Source organism: Bradyrhizobium sp. CCBAU 11434, from assembly GCF_028128895.1.
GTDB lineage: Bacteria > Pseudomonadota > Alphaproteobacteria > Rhizobiales > Xanthobacteraceae > Bradyrhizobium > Bradyrhizobium zhengyangense.
The window spans coordinates 1-3,236 of the sequence record NZ_LBJX01000050.1; the positions used below are offsets into that span (position 1 = coordinate 1).

At 56.0% G+C, this 3,236-nt stretch carries 2 protein-coding genes and 1 pseudogene; 1 reads left to right on the forward strand and 2 read right to left on the reverse strand.

From position 1 onward, the window contains the following. Positions 1-137 precede the first annotated feature (137 nt). Both XI06_RS13070 and XI06_RS13075 read right to left on the reverse strand, forming a co-directional pair. Positions 138-1,076 (reverse strand): metallophosphoesterase, encoded by a 939-nt coding sequence (locus XI06_RS13070; protein WP_237874409.1) that lies wholly within the window; start codon positions 1,074-1,076, stop codon positions 138-140. Positions 1,077-1,242: 166 nt separating this feature from the next. Then, a pseudogene (locus tag XI06_RS13075) lies at positions 1,243-1,481 on the reverse strand (adenylate/guanylate cyclase domain-containing protein); the annotation flags it as partial. Between the two features lie 349 nt (positions 1,482-1,830). On the opposite strand from XI06_RS13075, the gene XI06_RS13080 reads away from it, so the two are divergent. Further along, entirely contained in the window at positions 1,831-2,007 is a 177-nt protein-coding gene (locus tag XI06_RS13080; protein WP_237874054.1) for a hypothetical protein, read from the forward strand. Positions 2,008-3,236: the final 1,229 nt, after the last annotated feature.

Below are 3,236 nucleotides of genomic sequence, written 5' to 3' on the forward strand. Positions count from 1 at the left end.
CTTCCAGCCAGCATGGTGAATCAGAAACCCACTGATTTGGGAATCCCAAATCGATTCAACCTAACCCCATCCCGCTTTAATTCTGTCTCGTCTTCTATTCCGAGCTAACCTGCGCGACAAACCATATTAGCCCGGCGTTAGCCCGAGCGAAGCCGGTGCAGGGTGATTTCTGGCGGACAATTGATACGAACAGGAACGACGCTTGATCCAGCACCCACAGAGGTGTAGCCAGCCATCTCGTGATACTGCCAAGCTCCTGCCCCCATCCGTCGAGGCAAGTCTGCATCAAGTATGATCGGAATAGATCCTGGCAAACAGATCTGCCCACCGTGCGTATGCCCGCTCAGCAACAGATTGAAATCGGCATGAGCCGCCTGACGATAAATCTCCGGTGTGTGTGACAATAAGATGGAGAACTCGCCATATGGGATCTGCAATGCAGCTCTTTTGATATCGTCGGCCTTGAAGCGGTGGGCGTCATCGATCCCGGCAAGATAGATTTGCTGATCGCCGCGCACAATGGCCTCACTCTCGTTGAGGAGCATACGTATTCCCATGGCTTCCAGCCCCGGAACCATTTGGATGGTATCGTGGTCACCCAGAACTCCGTAAACGGGCTCCTTTAGATGAGCTCGCACTCGTGCGACGCCCTTCAAGGTTGACTCGAACGGTCCAAAGTTCTTCCCCCGATAGTCGCCGGTTAGAACACATAGATCGTAGCGCATGTCGCCGACGAGTTCGATCAGGCGGTGCATGGCAACCTCATTCATGTCGACATGCATGTCGCTAAGGTGGAGGATGGTGAAGCCCTCGAAAAGCCGTGGCAACTCTTCGAATACAACTTCATTGTATTTGACGAGAATGCCTCCTGTATTTCGGCGTCCACGCCAGTAGAGACCCGCCAGCTTAAGTGCATTTCGAATGACAGAATGGACCGGATACCAGTTCTCAATGTGAAACGAGAGAAAGCCGTGGCCAAAGATTCGCGCCTCATGATCCGTCTCGATCGCCAATCGCTGTCTCGCATGGAGCGGTCCGAGACGCCGCTCCAATTTGCGCAGAATCTCTTCGTTCATGGAACGACTTCCTCCGCATCGGCTCAACCTTCCATAGGAGCACTAGGCTTGCCAGACTTTAAGAGTATTCCTTTCGGTCGGTTGCCTGGGAGCATCAAGTCCTGGGAGATCTTCCGGCTTTCTTATCAACCTGTTGGGCGCAGTCAAAATTCACCATCGATCTTCACCTTGTTGCCGGACTTCTGACGCTTCCTTCCACGACGTACCGAGCTCCAAGTAGCCGTCCAAACTCCCTTATATCCCTAGCCTGCCCCTTGAAGACAAAACTGGAATTGCGAGCGATGGCGAGTAGCTCCTGATTTTTGACAGCGTGGTCAGCAGGTCCTCGGCAAATCTGTCGGCAAAATACTCCTGCTCTGCATCTCCGCTCATATTGGTAAACGGAAGAACGGCGATAGAAGGCCGGTCAGGCAAGTCCAACGGCAGCGCAGACTGCCGCTTGGCAGGGGCAATTGCGTTTGGCGACGCTGTTCGTGCCGCATAGAGGTGAACGGGTTGCTCGTAGGTACTTGCTGAAAGCGCTCATCCCCAAATCCGCGACATGATCGAAAAATAAGTTCCGTTCGTACGGGGATTACAGCGCTGCGCGACAGTTGACCCGGCGGTGCGACTAATCTTCACGCTTTGCGCGGCCCCGTTGCTTATCTGCAACCGTCGATGGATAAAGACCTCGCAAGTGCAGCATTGAATCTGTTTGAGCTGACCCAATCGGCCGAATATTGTCACGTCCCTTGAGTAAAGAGTGGGGCGAGCAATGAGTGGTTTCCAAGCCAAGCTGGAGCGTTTTGAAAATCTCGCTGCGGAGTGCGAGCTGATCGCTGGTCGATCGAAAGGAGGCAATCGCGAGCTGTACCGACGAGCAAGCCAACACTATCGCGAGCTCGCCGATGACATGCGCGCCCTAATTGGGTCGTTCGATCTTGCCGCCTAGGCCATTTGTAACGCCCTTGACCAAGATAGGGCGCATGGCGTCAAGCCGACTTACGCTGTGACCTACTTGCCGGCTTCTTGGCCGCTTCTTTCCGGCGATAGGTATCAGCATTTCCTTCTGACCGACGGCAGCCTTGCGCGGCTTCTTGGTGGACTTTCCGCCCATTGCTGGGCGGCCTCCCGACTTACACTCTCTCGTAGTGCGTCGATCAGATCGACGACGTTGTCGCCTTTCATCGTTCCTTCGGACGGATCACCTTGCCGGCGCGCTTCTGATTAATGAAGTCGGCTAGCGCTGTCCCCTGGTGATCCTCGAATTTGCTTGGCTCGAAGTTGCCTGACTTCTGTTCACGTTGTGCCTGGCTAGGTCGAGCATGTCCTTTGACTTTGACGTCCTGGATGTCGTCGAAATATTCGGCTGGATCTCGCACTTCGCAGGGATACCGCAGCAGGTGCCAATCAGTCCCCGTGTGGGGCGATGATGTGCTCACGATAGGTCAGCACACGTGCCCGATCGCCCTATCGCAACCTTGTCCATCTCGCAAATGGTTTCACGGATCGCCGAAAAGATTAGGACAGTGAAACCAACTAATCGCCGTCCGTAGCTCCTGAGACGGCTGCACCCCGTCTCCGCCGCCCCTCGCAGCCGTCCGGCCCCGCTGTGCTGCTCGCGCGCCGGGGCCGTTCTTTTTAGACGGACCGGAACCGGGTTAATGTTTTCCCCGTTATTTGCCCGCGTCCGTTCCCGACACCAGATGCCCAACAAGGCCTTAGCCGCCCAACACGGCTAGGGCCTTTTTGTGCACCGGCAGTTGCGGAGGCCCAGCGGCAAAATCCAGGATGCTAAGGGCTCGGCCTCGGAAGCAAAGCAGGGCGTAAGAACTTTGGCGCCACCAAGCGGTTCACAGCGAACAGTGTCGCGGTTGAGGCATGCTCAGGAGCTATCCGCGTGGCAAGGGCGTCGGACTTCAACAAGACGTCTGCATCCCTGCCGAGCTGCGGGCGATGCCGGGGCAGCAGCGACTTGACTGTTAGCGAACTGATGAACGCTCGCATCGATGGGACGGTGACCATGTATCGGTGTCGATGGTGCGGGTATGTGACCTGGGACGATCGCCCCGGCCCCCGCAATCACCAGAGGCGAGAGAACGCTCCTTCTTTGTGAACCCGGTCTTATCGGGCGGAGAACTGCTGATTGGGTTCGGCGGGAACAAATGCCCGTCAAATCTG